A 19,783-nucleotide genomic window follows, 5' to 3' on the forward strand; every position below is an offset into this window, starting at 1 on the left:
CTTAATCTCAATCCTTATTTCAAATTGTTCAGCAGCTTCCCCGCCAATTTACTTGATAAATTTTCAAATTGTTCGATGGATAATTGTCTATAGGTAAAATCCGTTGGACTCTGTTCTGTCGTATCCTTTGTATAGCAGTGGCGAATAATCTCAACTAGATGCTTCTTATAGCTCGTAGTTAACCGCTCCACTGTCGACGCTTCATATTCGCGTTCGTTATATTCAAATGCAAGGCACAATTTTCCATTGCTGATCATGCCGTTTATGTCGAACGTAAGTGTTTTTTCGGCCCTTGGACTCGTTTCATTACCAGCAGATGCAGATAACGTCGAGGTATGCCATTGCGTATCCTTCCCTTTCGCTCCATCAAATTGTCCAAAATAGTTAAAGCTGATCTCAGGAGATGGTGCCGTCACAAGAGATACTGCATCCGTTTGGTCCTTGCTAGTCAGATATCGTAAAATACCATATCCGACACCCTTGTTGGGTAGCCGCCGCAGCTTATCCTTCACCGATTTGATTTGGTAGCCTAAATCCTCTGGCTTGTTTATCTCAATAACAAACGGATACACAGAGGTAAACCAGCCGACTGTACGCGATATATCAATATCTTTCATCAATTCCTCCCTGCCATGGCCTTCCAAAAGGATCGGTATTTCGGAATGTCCGCTCCATTCCCGGAAAGCTAGTCCAAGGGCAGTTAGTAAAAGATCGTTAATCTCCGTGTTATAGGCATGATGCACATGCTTCAGCAGGTTTTCTGTTTCTTCCTGACTGAGTATCACTTCCGCCTTCCGAACATCGCCGATCAGCTTAATCGAAATGTCATTATCTCTTGGTAGCTGTCGAACTTGACGGGATTCCACGGCATTCCAGTAGCTAATTTCTTGTCGTGCCTGTTCGCTTTTCGCATACGTTGACAGACGTGTAGCCCATTCCTTATACGAATCTGTCTTTACGGGCAACAGTAGTTCCTCACCGTTAGCCGCCTGACGATAGGCTGTTTCTATGTCCTCCAGCAGGATTCTCCATGACACACCGTCTACTACGAGGTGGTGAATAACTATCAACAAGTGATCGGCTTCTGGGCATCTAAACAAGGCTAGACGCACCAGTGGCCCATTACGTAAATCGAAGCTGCATTGTAACCTCTCGGCAATCTCACGGATCTCTGCCTCTGGGTCGCCAGACTTTAATAAATCGTAGCTTTCCAGTGTGAAATGCTCCCCTTCGGTAGTTCCTCTGTTATATGCGAAACGCCCTTCGTCGCTGTCATCAAAGGTTATGCGCAACGCATCATGGTGCTTTGTCAGCTTGTCCATAGCGCTTTTCAGCCATGCTTCGTTCCATCTCGGCGTGTTCTGTAGCATGACAGCATGATTGAAATGATGGCAGTCAATTCGATGATTTTCAAAAAAGTCTATTTGAATGGGGGTAAGTGTAAACGTTCCTTGAACCACGCCCTGTGGAATGACCCGAGTTACTTCTTTAATATAGGGAATAATCAGATCAATCTGCGGAAAACGGAACAAATCCTTCAATTCCATTTTAAGACCCTTCGCACTTAGTCTGATCGCAATTTGCAACGCTTTAATAGAGTCTCCGCCTAGCTCAAGGAAGTTATTACGAATGCCAATCGGTTTAACCCCGATCACTTCCTCCCAGATAGAGACAAGTAACTTTTCCAGCTCTTGTTGTGGTGCTTCATACTCGATATCGCTCAGCACAAAATTATTCGGTTCTGGTAACGCTCGCCGATCTACTTTTCCATTATGAGTCAGTGGTATTTGCTCTAGCACGATAATATGCGCAGGTACCATATAGGCAGGAAGCTGTCTAGCAAGCTCTTTTCGCAAAAGAGCTTTATCGGCTGTACCTGTGACATAGGCACACAAATACTTTTGTCCAGTCTTGTCCACTTTGTCGGTAACAACCGCTTGTTGTACCTCCTCTTGCCTAAGCAGTACTGACTCAATTTCACCCGGCTCGATTCGATAACCGCGAATTTTCACTTGATAATCAACACGTCCGATGAAATCAATGTTTCCGTCCGGCAACCAGCGGGCGAGATCACCAGTGCGGTACAAGCGCCCTCCATCCGAAAATGGATTGGACAGAAACTTTTCCGCTGTCAACTCTGGTCGGTTGAGATAACCGCGAGCCACAGAAGCACCGCCCAGGCACAGTTCTCCCGCTACACCAATAGGAACTGGTCGCAAGGCGTCATCAACGATATATAATTTATGGTTCGGCAGCGCCTTGCCAATAGACACAATACCCGATGAAGGAAGACGTTCCACTGTTCCTTCATAAAAACTGGATTCGATCGCTGTTTCAGTAACTCCGTACGTGTTTACAATACGAATCCTATCGCCAAAACGGTTTAAAAGTCTCCGATAATCTTCTACACCGAAGCTGTCTGCACCCGTAGTCAGCAACTTCATGTTACTTACATTCGTACCATGCTCATACACATAATCCATGAGTAAAGTCAGTAACACTGGTGGAACTTCAAAAGTAGTAATTTCATGCTTTTCGAGTAATTTGGCCAAAGCGGCAGGATCGTTGCGCACATTCTCTGGGCAGATCACCATCGTGCCTCCATTGATAAATGTCTTAGCCATATCGCAAGCAAATACGTCAAACGACATACTGGCAATCTGCAGGAGCTTGACTGGAAATTCACTAAACCCTTGGGAATACTTGTAGCCTAGCGCAGTATTTACATAGTGCCGATGCTCGACCATGACGCCCTTGGCATTACCCGTCGTTCCTGATGTATAGATGACGTAAGCAAGAGTCTCGGGCTCATAAACAGATGTATAAAGAGGCTGTTGATTTTTTTCACTATCTTTATGTTGGAGCAGGAATGCAGGAAGATCGATCACTTTTCCCGTAAAATCTGTGTCATCCAGTAATCCAGTCAAGGAAGCTTGCGTGAGTACGATAGAGGCCCCACTGTCACGAAGCATGTACGCAATCCGTTCCTTGGGATAACTCGGATCAATAGGCACGTATGCAGCGCCTGCTTTCATGATCCCCAATACTGCCACAACCATTTCTACTGATCGATCGATCATAACAGCGACGAGACTTTCCCGTTTAGCCCCACTGTTCTGCAACGCCTGAGCCAGCCAATTCGCCTCTTCGTTTAACTGCTGGTACGTTCGTTTGTTTTCTTCATAGATGACAGCTACTTTTTCTGGCATCAGATCCACCTGCGCCTCAAATAACCCATGAAATGTAGAGTCAGGGAATTCTGCTACAGGTCCACTCCATCTACTTGTTAGCTCTGCTTCTTCTTCATTTGTCATCAATTGAATGTCACGTAATGCAATCTCAGGTGCGCATACAATCTGCATGAGTACATTCTCTATATGTCCTGCTAATCGCTTTATCGCTTCGTCACTATAGACATTTCCATTGTAGGAAAGGATGAAGCTCATCGCCTTGCCATCTTCCACCTCAATATTGAAATGGTAAGGTATTTCTTCAGCCAACTGGGCGTCCTCAATCATGAATCCGAACCTTTCCTCCAAATCAGGGCGGCCGACTATGTTCTCCAGTGGATAGTTTTCAAATACAATGATATGGTTTAGCAATTGCTGCTTGAGCGCTGATTGCGACTGGACTTCAGCAAGTGAGCAGTAATCGTATTCTCGTGATCGAACCGAATTCCTCTGAACTGTACGCAGCAGGTCAGAGAATGCCTGTTCGGAATTGTAAGTAATCCGCACTGGTATTGTATTAATGAACAGGCCAATAATCCGTTCCACACCATCAAGTTCAGGCGGGCGTCCGGATACAACCGTTCCAAAAACCACGTCCTCACTCTGATTGTATCGCCCCAGTACAATGCCCCATGCTGTGAGAAATAGGCTACTAAGCGTGGCTCCGTTATGTTCGGCTATCGCGCGCAATTGACGGGTTGTATCTTCCGCAATCGTTGTTTTCTTCTCGCGTAACAGGTAGCCGCTTTCTAAATGATCTGCAGTGGCTAGTTGTAGCATTTGCATTCCTACTGGTTGCTCATATCCTTCCAGTACGGATCGCCAATATGCCCTCGCCGCTTCTTTATCCTGTTTTTCTAGCCATTTAGCATACCCAGTGTACGGTTGTGGAACAGGCAGTTGCACAGGCTTACCTGCTTTCAGCGCTTCGTAAGCAGAGAACAATTCGTCCATTACGATTCCCAAGCACCAACCGTCCATAATAATATGATGGAAACTCAAAAGTAGGGTATAGGCGCTCGTTTGGGTTTGAAGCACACTAAGACGGACAAGCATATCCTTGCTTAGGTCGTAAACGTTATTCCGGTCCGCCTCTATATACTTGTGGATCGCCTCGGCTTGCTTCGATTCACTGAGCCCCATCAGATTCTCGTAACGAATTCCTGAGCCCCGCTCTTTAAAGACAATAAGTCGCGCGCGGGAAGCACTTTTATGATAAATATTCATGCGAAGCGTTTCATGACGCTGTATTAATGTCTGAAAGCTTTTTTGTAGAGCATCCACATCCAGTTCTCCCCGGATTGAAAGCCGCACTTGCTCATAGTATGCCTGGGATTCTGGCTCCAGCATCGTATGAAAGAGCATCCCTTCCTGCAAAGGAGTCAAATTAGCCACTTTTTCGATTTCAAGACTTTTACTCATTGTATCTCCCCTCATGCGAATAATTATAAGCTCTCATAAAATTGCTTCATGTCTTCGAACTCATCCAGATCCAGATCATCAGCACCCACATCTGACGGTGTCAGTTTCGGCCCGGATTGTTCCAGACAATGACGGATGGCATACAACAAATGGGTTTCAAAGCGAGAGAGGAGCAGTTTGATCGTTTGCTCTTCATAAGCATTTCGGTCATAAACCAAACGTATAATCAGGTTTCCGTCTTTTACGCTGCTGTCCATGTACAGAGCATAAGGTGACTCATTGATGGTACTCTGTGTACCTGATGCGAGTTCGCCTTCTAGCGAAGATGTGGAAAAATAAAGGGAATCAGCTTGTTGAGGGTTTATATAACGGAAACCTATTTCAGGACTGCGGGATAAAGTTACATCTGGCAGCCCGTCTGATGTGGTCAGATACCTCATTACACCGTATCCCAAGCCCCTATTTGGCACCTGCCGAACCGTTTCTTTCACACGCTTGAGCAATTGTGAAATATCACCCGTAGACGCTACATTCAGTACGATCGGATATACGGTTGTAAACTGACCCACCGTTCTGGAGATATCCAATGGCTCCTTTTTGGTAAATTCTCTTAGATGGTTCTCTACCTGAACCGCAATCCGCCCCTGCCCAGACCATTCTGCTACCGTCTGACCCAGCACGGTTAGTAGTACTTCATCGGGTACCGTATTATAGGCATCGTTAACCTGAGACAACAGATACTGGGTTTCTTCTGATGGCAATTGCAGATAAAGCTGATTCATCTCACGCAGCACCCCATGGTTCGCAATCGACCTCTTGACATTTGGTAATGTTCCCCAATCGGATAACTCAACTTTCTTCCAATACTCTTGTTCTTTGATCAGCTCTTTGCTGTTCGCGTACTCTTCAAGGTATCGAGCCCAGGTCTGGTAAGCGATCGTTTTATTTGGTAACAGAATCGTTTCTTTGTTCAGGGCTTGACCGTAGCCTGTTGCTAAGTCTTCCAACAGAATATTCCACGATAATGTGTCAGCCACATTGGGATCCACGACCAGCAGAAGATGATCCCCGCTGTCCAGATGGAAAAGACCTGCACGTACCCGAGGCCCTTCGAACAGCTTAATGCTTCTTTGTAAACGCGCCCGCTCAGCTTCTAATCGGCTCCGAGCCTCAATTTCCCCTCCTGCAATCGTCCAAACATCTAGAGTGAAGAGCTCCTCGTTTACCCCTTTATGAGCCTGCATAATCTCACCGTCGACCTGCGATAGTCCAAGACGCAGGGCATCATGATGCTCCACGATTTTTTTCAAAACGATCCGTAATAACTGCTCGTCAAAGCCTGACTTAGCTAACAATATCACTGAGGTTGCTACTGGCTGTTCTACGGATATCGTACGCTCGATCAAGTTACGTTGTATCGGTGTCAACGGCACCTCTCCATCGACTGGTCCTTGTTCGATATGGCGGAATAGCGTATCTACATAACCGCTCAAATTTTCAATGGACGGATGCTCCAGCAAACGACGAATATCCAGTGAATACCCATGAAGGCGCAATCGGGCTATGACCTGAACTGCTTTAATGGAGTCACCTCCCAATTGGAAAAAGTTATCATGAATTCCCACCTGATCACGACCCAACACATCTTGCCACACGGCTGCCAAAGCTTTCTCAACATCATTTTGTGGCGGAGCATAGGCAACATCGGCAACAAATCGTTCATCAGGCTCAGGCAGTACTTTGCGGTCTATTTTTCCGTTTGGTGATAGCGGTAATCGATCCATTTGCACCAAATATGCCGGGATCATGTATTCAGGTAACTTCGGCTGCAGTGCGTTTCGCAGTTCTGACAGTCCTATCGTCTCAGATGCCACAAAATATGCGCACAGGTATTTAGAACCGCCTTCGCTTTCCCGTGCGATAACGACGGCTTCCTGAATCCCGTCTACCTCTAGTAGTTGTGCTTCGACTTCACCTAGTTCAATCCGGAATCCACGGATTTTCACCTGATGGTCAATCCGACCAAGATACTCAATGTTGCCATCCCACATCCATCTAGCCAAATCTCCCGTTCGGTACATCCGTTCAAAGCCTGCCTCTTTTCCAGCAAACGGATTTGCCACGAATTTCTCATCTGTCAGCTCCGGGCAGTTCAGATAACCGCGTGCCACACCTACACCACTGATGCATAACTCGCCTGCTACGCCTATTGGCTGTAACTGGTCCGTAGCTTCTTTCACGATATACAATCGGATGTTCTGAATCGGTTTCCCAATGGGAATAACCGAATAATCTTTCATCGGCTCGCAATCGAAATACGATACGTCCACCGTCGCTTCTGTCGGACCATACAGGTTAATTAGCTTTGTTTCTCTAATCCCAGACATAAGCTTCTGGAACCGTACCACATGCTGTGGCTGCAGGGCTTCACCGCTGGCAAACACATGTTTCAGGGTTCCTAGCCTCGCTTGTACTTCCTCGAACGACTGATGCTCCAGATATTCCAAGAAGGCGTGTAGCATTGCGGGTACAAAATGCATCGTGCTTACCCCATCACGAGCAATTGTCTCCACGATCTGCTCGGGATCTTTTTCCCCTCCGACTGACAGCAAACTCAACTTAGAACCAACCATCGACCACCAAAACAATTCCCACACCGAAACATCAAACGTGAAGGCTGTTTTCTGCAAAATCGTATCTTCATTGCTCAGACCGTATCGATCATGCATCCACAAAATCCTGTTAATCACAGAATGATGTTCCACCATAACCCCCTTCGGTTTGCCAGTGGAACCAGATGTATAGATCACGTAAGCTACATGGTTGGGGCCAGACAACGGTTCTAGGTTTGAGGAATCTTCATGGAAAACACCTTTCTCTTCCTCATCTAGCACCAGCAGTTTCCCGTCAAAGCTCAGACTCGCCTGTTCTGCAAAACGTGACTGTGTCAGCACCAGCTTTGCTCCCGAATCCTCCAGCATGAAGCGGATGCGGTCGCTCGGATAATCAGGGTCAATCGGCACGTACGCTCCGCCTGCTTTGAGAATTGCATAGATACCGACCATCATCTCCAGCGATCGTTGCACAAGGATGCCTATTGGCTGATCTGGTCCGACTCCTTCCTCACGCAGCGTTCGCGCCAGACGGTTCGCTCGCTCATTTAGCTCCTGATAGGTCAAACGTTTATCTTCGAACATTACTGCTATGCTTTCTGGGGTCTTGGCAACCTGTTTCTCAAAAAGTCCGTAGAGAGTCTCATCATGTGGCAAAGGAACATTCGTATCGTTGAAGCCTGATAACAATAAATGCTCATCTGCATCGGATACCAAGTGAATGTCAGCGAGTCGTTTCCCAGAATCCTGCGTAACAATCTCCAGAATTCGGATAAAATGCCTCGAGAGCTGATTGATCGTCTCAGGCTTAAACAGCCTTGTGCAGTATTCCCAAGTGAAGGACAAGCGGTTTTTTTCCTCTGTCACATGCAATGAAAAATCAACCTTTGAGATACCGGGGTTGAATTCTTCCGGTTTAATACGAAGCCCCCCGACTTCCAAAACGTCCGTTCCAACATTTTGCAAACTAAACATCGTGTCAAAAACAGGATTTCTGCTTAAATCGCGTACCAATCCCAATTTGTCTACTAGCTCGTCAAATGGATATTCCTGATGATCCAGGGCAAGCAGCGAGTTTTTCTTGACTTCTTGTAAAAAGGAATGGAACGTATGGGCTGATTTCGGCTGATTGCGGAAGACCACCGTATTAACAAACATGCCGATCATCTCTACCGTATCGGCATGCCATCTTCCGGCAACAGGAGAGCCAACAATAATATCCTCCTGACCGGAATATTTACTCAGCAGAACATTATAAGCTGCCAAAAGTACCATAAAGATCGTCGATTCGGTATCTTTAGCCTGTTTGTATAACGCACTGGCAACTTTATGATCAAGCGTGACGGATAAACTGTTCCCTTCAAAGCTTCGCGTTTGCGGACGTGGAAAATCAGCAGGCATGTTCAATGCGGGAAGCTCACCTTCTAGTAATTGAAGCCAATACGATTCATGTGCTTCCAATACATTTTGGGTAGACTGCTGTTTCTGCCAAATGACAAAGTCCTTGTAATGAAGTTCGATTTTTGCCAACTGTCTACCCTGATACCGCTGAATAATCTCATCCAGCAGCACGGCCATAGAAAAACCGTCGGCGATGATGTGATGCATATCTATAAGCAACATGAAGCCGCTCTCGATTAATTCAAACAGCTCGGCGCGGAATAACGGTGCTGTATACAGGTGAAAAGGCTGGACGAACAATTTTCGTGCCTGATCTGTTTCTTCATTGGAAATACGAGTGAACGGGATGTCAAATCGAAGAGTGTCATGTATTCTTTGCACAACTTCTCCGTCTTCTAACTCAAAATACGTTCTGAAGGATTCATGCCGCAATAACACTTCTTTTACAGCCTCGATAAATCTTGAAACCTGTAGATCCCCTTCAATGAGAAGCTGGCCAGATACATGGTACGCCGTTCCGCCTCCCAACTGATCAAGGACATACATTCTTTTTTGTGAAGAAGACACAGGATAGAAAGATTGAGGTTTCACTGGCAGAATCGCTTCATACGCCCGCTTAGTTCCTCCCACAATAAAAGTAGCGAGCTCGGCAATCGTTTGCAGATCAAAAATGCGGCTGAGCGGAATATGTACACCAAACTCCTTGTTCACTCTGGACAGGATAACGGTCGCTTTTAATGAATCACCACCTAATGTAAAAAAGTTGTCGTGAAGAGTGACATCTGTTACATCTAAAACTTCCTTCCAAATAGTCTTCAGCTTGTCCTCCACACCATAGACGCGAGTACCGACTTGAGCTGCAAAAACACTTGCATTAACCGGCTCCGGAAGAGCCCCTATATCCGGTAGTCCATCTGACAAGAGAGGAATGCTATCCATTTGAATCCAAGAACGAGGCTGTGTATAATCCGGAAGTATTTCACTTACTGCCTGTTTTAGTTCGGCTTCATTCCACGGCTTCGATGCATCCGCGACAAAGTAGGCCGTTATATGTGATGAAGCTTCCCCGCCTTCGCCCATCTGCGGCTTAATAACGCAATCTTCTAAATGAAATGTTTGAATCAAGTGTTTTTCTAACTGTTCGAGATTCACCTGATGCCCGCGTAGACGGATGGTTCGCTTCACCCCTCCGATATGGAGGAGTCTGCCTCCCTCTTCCACGTAAGCCCATTCCCCTGTTGTTCCTAAAAGACCTCCAGATACCGAGGCTTGATGTACCTCCCCGACTGTTCCAACCGGAGACGGCTGCTTATATGCATCGAGTACGCACGGATAGTTGCCATTGGTATCCGCAATCGCATACCAGACAGATCGGAGTTGTTCGTTTTCCGATGCAGTAAGTAAGGACAACGCGGAAACGCGAATCTCCTCATTTTGTACAATTACATGTAGCAGGTTCAGGAAATATCCTGACCATGCTTCAATGACATTTTGCTGAAACAGATCCGTATTATAGTCAAAATCAAGACGCAATTGCTTCTGTGTTTCCGTGACATTCAAAAACAGCTCATATTTGCTGAAAGATACCTCGTTCTCCAACAGTTCTGTTTCCAGTTGATGAAACTGAAAGCGTGGAATTGGCCGATCCATGTTGAAAACAACATTAATTACGGGTAAATGCTTTAATCCAAGCTGAGCGAGTCCAGCAAAGCTGTATTTCTGATAGAGTTCCCACTCGTTCATACGTCTTTTTACTGTCTGGACATATTCCGCAAAAGTAACATCAGCATGCACTTCGCTGATGACTGGAAGCAAATTGACGCAGTTGCCAATTAGGGAGAAGGCGTTCATATGGGACTGACCTGCCGTTGGAATACTCACTGTCACTTCCTTCTGACCTGTCAATCGATGCAGGAAAAGCTGAAATGCAGTAAGCATTGTTACGAACAAACTGTTACCGAGCCTCATGCTGACGGATTTCAATTGTTTGACTAGTGATGCTTCAAGAATTACGGTATGCCTACTTCCTCTGGAAGACGGGATTTGTATTCCGCGTAACGGGGACGGCAGATCGAGAACGAGCGCTTGCTTCTTTAGCACAGCCAACCAAAATGCAACGGCGCTCTCTCCTCCTGTATTCAGCTGATCCTTTTGCCAGACTGCGTAATCTCGAAAAGGAACTGGAGTGGGAAGAGTGTAGGCATCCTTTCGAATTCGAGCGGAATAGATTTGTTCTAGCTCCTGAATGAATACTCCGATTGACCAACCGTCTGCAATAAAGTGATGGAATGTAAAGACACCGATGTGTTCATTATCCGATATTTTTAGCAAATCGATGCGAAATAACGGCTGGCCTGGGGTCATCAGGAATGGGGTCTCTCTATCCTTGACCATCCAGGCATGAATGTGCTCCCCCTGCTCATCGGCACAATAACCAGTGAAATCATGCAACGGAACGCCAATGGTCATCACAGGTGCGATCACTTGTGTTTCTCCATCACCGCTCATGAAGGTACGCAAGGCTTCGTGCCGTCTGACAATTGTGTTAACCGCTTGTTCGAAGGCTTCCGATTGAAGAGGTCCATGAAACCGCAGTAAGGCGGTTTCATGTAAAGATTGCGATTCATTTCGTTCTGAGACGGAAGCGAACCAAAGTTGCTTTTGATCTGGGGTGAGCGCAATAATCCTTTCTTGAAGATTCGTTGCTTGGGCTTCTTGGCGTTCGCCTGTAGACAAAGGAGGATTGCCCGGACCTTTTCCACGAGGAGGCGGTTCCGGTAAAAATCCTCCTTTGCGCAGCTCGTTTACGCTGTCTTTGACTGCTTGTACAATCCGTGCGATATCTTCTTCGGTATGGGCGGTGGATAAGAAGCAATTCCGCCCCTCCCATATATAAATGCCTTTTTCCAGCATGTGATAGAAGAAAAGCTCTAGATCGCCCTTAAGCACGAAACGGAACAGTGAGCCAAAGTGAACGACCTTCATAGGGACTTGTTCATCATCAAAATAGTTATTCAACTCTGCTGCGAGTGCTGAAGTTCGGCTATTCAGTCGGTTTTGAAGTTGCTCGCCACTTTTCTCCAAATGATCGAGTACAGCAAGAGATGCCGCCATAGCAAGCGGATGATGGCAGAATGTACCCGCTACAAAGGTCCGTCGATGCTCATCCTGCGGATAAGAATTATCACCGAAGCTCCATGTTCCTCCATCGATACCATTCATAAATGAGGTTTTACCAGCTACAATGCCAATGGGAAGTCCCCCACCAATCACTTTGCCGTATGTCACGAGGTCGGCTTGAATGCCAAACCACGCTTGAGCTCCTCCCGGTTGAATCCGGAATCCAGTAATTACCTCATCAAAAATGAAAGCTGTAGCCGATTGCTCTGTAATCTGACGAATTTCCTGTAAAAATCCTTTAGGCTGAAAATCTGGACGGCGACTTTGAACAGGCTCCACCAGAACAGCGGCAATGTCATGTGCATGTGAACGGATGTAATTCAACGCCTCGTCCGTTCCATAGTTGAGCACGATGATATCATCCACCATGTTTTGTAATATACCGGGGGCGAGAGGAGTCGATTGCTCCTTGTTATCCCCTGCACTGCCCATTGCCAGTATCCCGTCAAAGGTGCCGTGATAGGAACCGGCAAAAATAACGACTTTGGATCGTCCTGTGGCAGCTCGTGCCAAACGGAGCGCAACCATGACGGCCTCAGTGCCGGAATTATACAAAGCAACCCGTTCCACACCAGTCATCTTGTGAATTTTTTCGGCGACTTGTCCGGCCATATTGGACATTGGCCCGACGCACATACCGTTCTTCAACTCTTCCTCAATTTTTTCACGAATATAGGATGGGTTGTGCCCGAAAAGATTGACACCAAATCCCATTGTCAAATCAACATACTCATTACCGTCCAAATCCCAAATCTTGGACCCGTCTGCTCGCTGCGATACAATTTGATACACTATTTCCTTTAATACAGGCCTAAAGCCAGCCACATTTCGATTATTGGCATACACGGACCGATAACGCTGGGTGTACTGCTTTGTACTCCGCGTACGAGCGGTATAGCGTTCGATCAGTTCTTGCAAATGCTTCTCCTGGCGGGAGGACAGGATTTCACGCGCTTTGACATCCAGCTTCTTGTATGGTGTAAACGCCTTGACTTCGGCGCTGATCGGCTTCTGAACAGCATGTCGTGCAGCCGCGACCTCCTGCTCGGTTGTGATATGAATGTTCCTGACGCTTGCCTCAGATAATGAAGGCGATACGTCTGTTTCCACCAGACGAAACGGTTCGGAAGCTGTCTCAGGAGCAGATGAACTGTATCGTAAGACATCAAGCTGCTGTGACATGAGTTGAAGCTGCTGCTCCAATATGCGTTCCACAACCACAGAATCCGCAATACTCTGAACTTTTTGAAACCGCGCCTGCCCTACCATATCTGGCGCCTTAGTCGGAACGGCTACCGAAATGCTAGGACTATGATTCAAGGCAGAGGATGCGGAAGTGGTATTGGTTACACGCTCGGCTACATAGCTGGTCAACAGCTCTAGTGTTGTCAGGGACTCAAAAAATTCATTCATTGGGACATCGAGTCCAAATGTATCCTTGATGCTGTGGCGTACTTGGGACAGATTGATGGAGTCAAGCCCCATTTCAAGAAAATGTGTTTGTGGATTTATTTCATTCATGTTATGTTGAGTTACATTTCCGAACATTTTCGCTAACTTTTGATTGATGGTAGATTTGTGCTGATCCGTAATCGACTCCGCCGAGGAAAACTCGTTCACCATAAATATAGACTCCTTTCCCGTTAGGTTTTCAGTCATTGGTAAAGTTTGCTCAAATCGATTCTGCTCAGGCACATCGATCCAACATCTTTTCCGTTCAAACGGATACGTAGGAAGTGAAACTTTTTTGTAGCGGTTACCTGCGTACAACGCTTTCCAGTCCACTTGAGCTCCTTGCACGTACTTCGCTGCTAGTTGGTCCAGTGATTCCAACGTGTCCAGTACCCCAACTACCGTCTCCGTTCTATTTCTGTTATCCGCTTGCCCTACATGTACGCCTTTTACTGCTCTACCTTGTTTATGTAACTGAAGCACTTTTGCTTTAAGCTCCTCTGCTCCAGCAGCCGTCACCGCAATACGATGTGTCAGATGATCTCGCCCCGTGTTAGCTGTATAGCAAAAATCGTGCATCTGGAGTTCGTCCGAACGCCCGAGCCGTTCTGCGTACCGCCCGACCAGCTCGCGTAAAGCTGGCTCACTTCTCGCAGACATAGTTAGCAGGAGCGGTGCTGATTCGCTGATTTTCGTAAGGTCCTTCTCAGCTTCATCCTTGGCTATGTATTCCTCCAGTATCACATGGCAATTAGTTCCACTAAATCCGAACGAGCTGATCCCGCATCTTCTTGGACTCCCATCTGTCTTCCATTCCCTCAGTGCCGTATTTACATATACTGGAGATTCATCAAAGCGGATCCTTTGATTTGGGGTTTGGAAATGAACAAGAGGCGCAATCTGTTTGTGCTTTATGGACAACACAGACTTGATCAGACCCGCAATACCAGCGGCTTCGTATAAATGACCGATATTCGTTTTGACCGTGCTGATTGCGACAAACTGCTTCCGCTGTGTGTACTTACGAAAAGCCTTGGTAATACCGTCGATTTCAACCGGATCTCCGAGCTTAGTTCCGGTTCCATGCGCTTCAATATAGCTCACCGTTTCGGGATCAATCCCCGCATCACGCCATGCCTGCGAGATTACTTCGGCCTGTGCCAGAGCGTTTGGGGCGCAAATGCCAATTGTACTCCCGTCCTGATTGATTGCGCTCCCTTTGATCACAGCGAGAATGTTGTCACCGTCCTGTTCCGCTTTATGCAGCGGTTTGAGGAAAACTGCTCCAACCCCTTCTCCCCATCCAGTTCCGTCGGAGTTTTCATCGAAGGCGTATGCCCGGTCGTTGGATGACTCCATACCGATCCCCGTTTTTAGAGGCAATAATACCGTCTTCACCCCACCTGCCAAAGCCATGTCGCAGTCTCCGTTCAGAATGGACTTGCAGGCCAGATGCACTGCCACGAGTGAGGAGGAGCAAGCCGTATCAACCGTTATGGCTGGTCCCTTCAAATCAAGCAGATACGCAATTCGGCTTGAAATAATGGATGGCAAATTTCCGACAGCAAAGTTTGGGAGTGCTCTTGGTTCAACCTCTGATAACAAGCGTTCGTACTCAAAGCTTGTTTTGGAGAACCCGACGTATACACCAACCTTTTTACCTGCGAGTTGTTTGCCGCCATATCCCGCATCCTCAATCGTGCTCCAGGCTGTTTGTAAAAATAAGCGTTGATTCGGGTCCATCAAAGAGGCTTCCCGCGGGGTCAACTTGAAAAAGGAATAGTCAAACTTATCCACTTCATCCAGATAGCCACCCTCGGCAAACTGCGGATTTCTGCCTTCCGTATTAATACGGGAGATGAAGGCCTCGGCATCTTTTCTTCTTCGTTCGTTGTATAAACCAATATTGTCTGCGCCGGACGCCACATTTTCCCAAAACAGCTCCAGTGTATCCGCTTGGGGAAACCTACCGGACATGCCGATGATGGCAATATCACGATTACTAGCTTCTGTCTGGCCCTCTCGCTGTGCCTCCACACTGCTAATCCCATGGCTGGAAATATAAGCAGCCAGCTTGGCAATAGTAGGATAGGAAAAGAAGTCCGCTACCTCCATACGAATACCGAATTGACTCTCCAGTTGCTCCACGATTTGAACGAGCTGCATGGAAGTAACTCCGATGTCAAAATAGCTATCCTCCGTATCGATTGACTGCACTTTCAAAATGTGCTGGCAAATCCTGATCAGCTTCTTTTCCACATCATCTGAAGGCAACGCTCGTTTCTGAGATTCAAGTGCCGTAAGGGTAGCCTCGGCAAGAGATTGCAGCACCTCCTGAAATTCGCCTTGTTCATAGCTTTCAGCCAATTTGAAGCGCTGAACCTTACCGCTAGTCGTTTTGGGGATACGTCGGATCGGAATCACATCCTGGACATTCCATCCTCCCCGATAGTTCAAATGACTTTTCAGCTTTTGGACTATGGGGACAAAATCACTTATCTTTTTCGTGTGCATCACAAAGGCGATAATTTGATCTTGCTTAGATTCTGTATGATATACACCGCACACCGCCACTTTTCCGAGGTCAACTCCATCGACTTCCTCGGCAATCCTTTCGATATCGTGCGGATAAACGTTCTGTCCATTTACAAAAATGATATCCTTGGCTCTTCCCGTGATGAACAGGCGACCTTTTCTCATAAAACCCAAATCACCAGTAATAAGCCAGCCATCAGCCGTCTTGATCTTCGCCGTAGCTTCTGGATTGTTATAGTATCCAACAGACACATTCTTGCCCTTGATCTGAATGTGTCCGATCACCTCATCTTCTAACACCCGATTTTGTTCGTCGCAGCAACGGATTGAGGTACTGGCCAATGGGTAACCCACATCAACAAAAGTAAGGCACCGCTTGTCCGACTTATCTACTTCTTCTATAGACTCGCCGATTTGCAACTGATGCCGATTCAAATGAATCGGGACTAAGGTATCCTCGTTCAACGGAGGTATGGAAACACCTACGCTGGCTTCCGCCAAGCCATAGGAAGGCAACATGACATCTTTTTTCAAACCGTGAACGCCCATCGCGTCCATAAACAGATGACAAAGATCTACGCTAATCGGCTCAGCTCCATTTAAAATGTACCTTACACTTGATAAATCCCAGTTAACTGCTGTTTCAGGTTTATATTGATCGAGGAAAAATTTGTACCCAAAATTGGGAGAGCAAATCTGTGTCGCCTTGTGCTCAGATACTTTTTTAAGCCATAAAGAGGAGCGTCTGATAAAAAGTGCAGTTGGCATAATCAACTGCTTGGCATTAGCGATCAAACTGGTTAAATGAAATGCGATCATTCCCAGATCATGCGTGAGAGGCATCCATCCCAGAAACGCGTCCTTATGGCTCATCTCTGTTCGATTAGCTATGTCCCGAATATTCGAAACCAGATTTTCATGAGTCAACATGACTCCTTTCGGATCTCCTGTTGAGCCCGATGAAAACTGGATAAAAGCCAAGTCCTCAGGTTTAGATGCGTGTATTGCCCCTTTACTATTGCCAGAGTAATCCAATTTCCGGCTTGAAAAGGTCATTTTTTTAACGAGTTCGAAGGGGTCAACAAGCTCATTCTGTTCTGAGTATTTTTCCAGTTGCTCTATGACTTTGTCATCAGCAATCAGGTAAGGATGAGAGAGTGTATTCCAGATTTTAAACAGCTTCATTTTATGCTCGTCATTATTCCCAATACTTACAGGGACGGGAATGATTCCTCCAAGCAGGCAACCCCAAAACACATTCAGAAAAGTTTGATTGTCGTCAATCTGCATGATCAGCTCATCACCAGCTTGTACCCCCTTTTCCTGTAATTGATAAAGCACTTTTAATGCTTGCTCCAGAAGATCTCCGTAGGATATATATTCTTCTTGCTTATCACCGGAAATAAAAATGATACCGTTCATTTTCCGGTTTGCTCGATCCTGTATGATTTCAATTAAGGTTTGAAACTGCTCCATCTTGAGCCCTCCTCAAATGCTCTAGCATTATGATTTGTTCTGCTTCGGTTACCCGCTTGGTTTGGAGTATCGAGCGCATACACTCAAGTACCTCTTGTCTTTGTTTAAAAGCAGAAGGAGGGTTAGCAGATTCTGCACTCTTCAGTAATTCTTTCATCCTCCGAACCTGAAAAATAACGCCCTTTTGGTACTCCATCTCATTCCAGTTGGTATTCGGAGTAGACACTGCCATCGCTAAGCATCTGACAATCAAATGGCGTACAGAAAAAAGACGTGCCATTTCATCCCGATCCATGTCGTTGTCCAAGGAAAGTACCCCAGTCACATTCAACATTTCCTTTGCCAAATTTTTCAACAAAGTTCGCGGACCTAACTCTATCGCCTGATGTACTCCATGATCGGTCAAATACTGCATAGTCTGTGTCCATTGAACTGGGTGAGTCATTTGCAGAATTAATCCTTCACGGATGCTGGCTGTATCTGAATAAGGCTGTGCCGTGATATTCGAGATCACCGGCCACTGTGCTTTTTGAAAGGTATATTTGTGTAGCTCCGTAGCCAACCTCTCCGCCGCTTGCTGCATAAGCGGACTGTGAAATGGACCACTTACCTGGAGGCGAGCAATCTGCGCCCCATGTTTCTCTAACTCGTCAGCCAGCGCAGTAACGGTAGTATAATGACCAGAGACTACGTACTGCATGAGCGAATTGTAACCGGCAATGGTAGCTGGCTGCTCGACTGTGGAGTACTGATAGCAAAACTCCCTGACCATATTCAAATCAGCTCCACGAACAGCAATCATACTACCAAGTCCGGCCTCAGTAGCTTCTTCCATGAAGCGCCCACGCTCTTTTACCAAACTTAAAGCATCTCCAAAGGATAGAACACCGCTGCTCACCAGGGCCGAGTACTCACCCAGACTATGGCCTGCGGCAAATTGAGGTGCGATTCCAACCTCGTGCATATACCGACGAAACGCGATCACGCTGACCGTCAGAAGGGAGGGCTGGGTGTAGAATGTCTTGGATAGCTGGGAGATCGGACCTTCCATGCATAAAGCTTTCAAATCATACCCCAAAATATCAGCAGCCTCTTCAAATAAGCGATCCGCCTCTGTAAATCCACTACTCCATGCCATTCCCATTCTTACATATTGAGATCCTTGGCCTGGAAAAATCAAAGCAATGCCACTCATGCCAACCCCCATCTTTAGGCTTTTTGAGATAAAGTCATTGGGGAACCGTGATATTTCTCCTTTGTTTTTCTGGATATAAAAAAAAGGCGACAGATTCAATTAAACTTTCTACCATGCGAGAATAGTCAAATTGATTTGCATTAATAGGACAAGTAAATAGTTCTAAATTATTCTGATCGTTGTTGATTTTATAGGTTTTACTGTGTTTCAACACATCTAACATTTTTTAAAAATGGACTAGTATCAAACACGGCAAAGTCTCCCCAATAAATTAGTTCCTGAACCAATTCGACATTTTCCAGATATATCCTACTTGATTCTACAAAATATGTCAAAGATTTCCTTTGTTCTCGTACGCCCCTTTCCACGATTCTAGATTATGGACATGTTTAGCCCCCACCGGAATTTGTTTATCGAATTTCCGTCTATAATTAGAGGGCAAGGTGGCTAGCCTTCACGTTGCCTTACCTGTATATGACAACTGGCGCGCTACCAGAGTGTTCTTGCATGATAACAATCGGAGCAAATGTCCAGATCGTTGCGAAGCAAAATGAATGTTTAATAAATTGCTTCTCACTCTTCATGGTCGTGGTAAAAATATAAAGTTGCGAAAGTCTTTTCACCATCCCTATCGAATTGAACTGCTTGATAGTTGCGACATTATTTACTTTTTTAGCGAATTTCAGAAAAACCGTGAGAAAACGAAGATAAGGTTTTCGAAGCAAGACATGATGGTATCTGATGATATTGGGCTTTTGCGAAGTTAGAGGATTGTGCTAAAAGGTTATATTTTTTAAGCATTGCATGTGCGTACAAGCATATTAGAGGAATATCATACCGGGATGAGGAGGGTTATACTCTAACAGAGCATGCCGCTCGATTCACTAGGCACTGGGTGGGGTAAAAGAAAGACCTTGAGGGGATTTACTCCACCCAAGGCCATAAAATACTATTTTGAAATATCCACATTGATTCTTTTTAGCTGTACTGCCAAATTCCAATTTAAAGGTTTGGTCTTTGCTGAGCTAAACCAGTTAGCCCCTTCACTTACCCACCTAATCCTATATTCTTCAATTGACTCTGGATTGTCCTTTGCATCATCATCAAATCCAGACTCAAATCCACAACAATTACATATTTCGTGAGTTGGAAAACCATTTTTATCCCATTGAGGATAACTCAACTCATTATAACCACAGACTACACAAATATCTTTACTCATAATGACATCCTTAGCGTATATTTTCGTTAAAATGCTGGCGGTCCCCCTTTTACAGTTT

At 45.9% G+C, this 19,783-nt stretch carries 4 protein-coding genes; all 4 read right to left on the reverse strand.

Features of this window, described 5'->3' with window-relative positions; all coding sequences use genetic code 11:
* Positions 1–14: 14 nt before the first annotated feature.
* Entirely contained in the window at positions 15–4,652 is a 4,638-nt protein-coding gene (locus HP399_RS19845) for a non-ribosomal peptide synthetase (protein WP_173620817.1), read from the reverse strand.
* Between the two features lie 23 nt (positions 4,653–4,675).
* Complete coding sequence (locus tag HP399_RS19850; RefSeq protein WP_173620818.1) at positions 4,676–17,308, reverse strand: non-ribosomal peptide synthetase; 12,633 nt, start codon at positions 17,306–17,308, stop codon at positions 4,676–4,678.
* On the reverse strand, positions 17,283–18,503 hold the full coding sequence (gene fabD / locus HP399_RS19855; RefSeq protein WP_173620819.1) for an ACP S-malonyltransferase: 1,221 nt from the start codon (positions 18,501–18,503) through the stop codon (positions 17,283–17,285). Before fabD ends, HP399_RS19850 begins: the two co-directional genes overlap by 26 nt.
* A gap of 949 nt (positions 18,504–19,452) precedes the next feature.
* A complete protein-coding gene (locus HP399_RS19860) occupies positions 19,453–19,725 on the reverse strand; it encodes a hypothetical protein (RefSeq protein ID WP_173620820.1) in 273 nt (90 codons plus the stop codon).
* Positions 19,726–19,783: the final 58 nt, after the last annotated feature.

The organism is Brevibacillus sp. DP1.3A (genome assembly GCF_013284245.2).
Classification (GTDB): Bacteria; Bacillota; Bacilli; order Brevibacillales; family Brevibacillaceae; genus Brevibacillus.

What these genes read in the sequence shown, in the direction of transcription:
- HP399_RS19845 (WP_173620817.1), bottom strand. Translation starts at nt 4,652, where the DNA reads ATGAGTAAAAGTCTTGAAATCGAAAAAGTGGCTAATTTGACTCCTTTG.
- HP399_RS19850 (WP_173620818.1), bottom strand. Translation starts at nt 17,308, where the DNA reads ATGGAGCAGTTTCAAACCTTAATTGAAATCATACAGGATCGAGCAAAC.
- fabD (WP_173620819.1), bottom strand. Translation starts at nt 18,503, where the DNA reads ATGAGTGGCATTGCTTTGATTTTTCCAGGCCAAGGATCTCAATATGTA.
- HP399_RS19860 (WP_173620820.1), bottom strand. Translation starts at nt 19,725, where the DNA reads ATGAGTAAAGATATTTGTGTAGTCTGTGGTTATAATGAGTTGAGTTAT.